Origin of the sequence: Microbacterium sp. (assembly GCF_052099035.1) — a bacterium.
In the GTDB taxonomy this organism is placed as follows: Bacteria; Actinomycetota; Actinomycetes; order Actinomycetales; family Microbacteriaceae; genus Microbacterium.
The window spans coordinates 1-1,451 of record NZ_JBQDSX010000097.1 but is presented as its reverse complement, the minus strand read 5'-3'; the positions used below and the strand labels follow the sequence as shown (position 1 = coordinate 1,451).

Annotated in this window: 1 protein-coding gene and 1 pseudogene; both read left to right on the top strand. The window is 67.5% G+C overall.

Annotated elements, in window-relative coordinates; genetic code table 11:
- Positions 1-447, top strand: a pseudogene (locus ACTIAO_RS16260) (N-acetylmannosamine-6-phosphate 2-epimerase); the annotation flags it as partial.
- Positions 444-1,451, top strand: a 1,008-nt coding sequence (locus ACTIAO_RS16255) for a Gfo/Idh/MocA family protein (protein WP_441907184.1), incomplete at its 3' end; no start/stop codon positions are given. The pseudogene ACTIAO_RS16260 and the gene ACTIAO_RS16255, both read left to right, overlap by 4 nt.

Here is a 1,451-nt window from a genome sequence, read left to right as displayed (position 1 = left end):
GACGCGCGAGCGCTGATGGATGCGGGCGCCGACATCGTGGCGCTCGATGCCACGCTCCGTACCCGCCCCGGAACTCCCGGTCCCGATGCTCTCATTCCGGCAGTACGAGAATTCGGAGCCGCCGTCATGGCCGACATCGACAGCTTCGAGGCTGGTCAGAATGCCGGAGCGCTCGGTGCGGAGATCGTCGGCACCACGCTGTCTGGCTACACCTCCAGCCCGCCGGACCGGTTCGGACCGCCGGATATCGATCTCGTTCGCGCACTTGCGCACCTTGCGAGCCCGGTGGTCGCGGAAGGTCGCATCAAGACCCCCGACGAGGTCGCGGAGGCGTTCGAGGCCGGCGCGTTCGCCGTCGTCGTCGGTACGTCGATCACCGAACCCATGGCCCTCACACGTCGATTTCTCGCGGCAACGCCCGCGCTCACGAAAGGATCTCTCTCATGACCTCTGCACACCGGATCGCCGTCATCGGCGCAGGACGCATGGGCAAGACCCACTGCCGCATCGTCACAGAGAACCCGCGGGCGGTTCTGGCCGCCGTGGTCGACCCCTTTGAAACGTCCGGGCGCGCGGCGGCCGAAGAATTCGGATCCACGTGGTTCGCAAGCCTCGCCGATGCACTCGCGAGCATCGAGATCGACGCGGTCATCATCGCCGTGCCGGACAAGCTTCACGTCGGCGTCACGGTCGAGGCGCTTGAAGCAGGGCTGCACGTGCTCGTGGAGAAGCCGCTCGCCGACACGTTGGAAGGCGCTCGCGCAATCGCCTCGGCCGCTGCCGACTCGTCATCCAAGGTGCTCGTCGGGCACACTCTTCGTCACGACCCGCGCTTCCGCACCGCGGCGCAGACGGTTCGGACAGGCGGGATCGGCGAGCCCGTGCACGTGCGCGCGTCGCGGATCGTGCCGCGCAGCGTCGGCGTGGCCAATAACGGCGCCTCGCCGATCTACATGTATCAAGGTATCCACGACATCGACCTGGTGCAGTGGATCACGGGGAGTGCGGTCGTCCGCGTGTGCGCGACGACGACCGCGAAGATCCTCCCCGCGCTGGGCGTGAAGGGTGCCGATGTCGCCCTGATCCTCGTGGAGCTCGCTGACCGGACGATCGGCAGCATCGAGATCTCCTGGGCGCTGGTGGACTCCACACCCAGCGGCCTGGCCTCGCAGTTCGAGGTGTACGGCACCGAGGGGGCGCTCAAGGTCGACGTGACAGCAGAGGGCGTCGAGCTGACGACGGGCGAGCAGTTCTCCCTGCCCAACACGGTTCTGTCTCCGGAACTCGACGGGCGCATCGAGGGCGTGGTGCCCCAGCAGTTCGAGCACTTCCTGCACATGATCGAGTTCGACACCCCCAGCCGGATCGGCATCGACGAAGCCGTCTCGGCCGCTCGCGTGCTGGACGCCATCGAGCGTTCCCTCAGCACGGGCGGCTGGGCCGACGTGGAG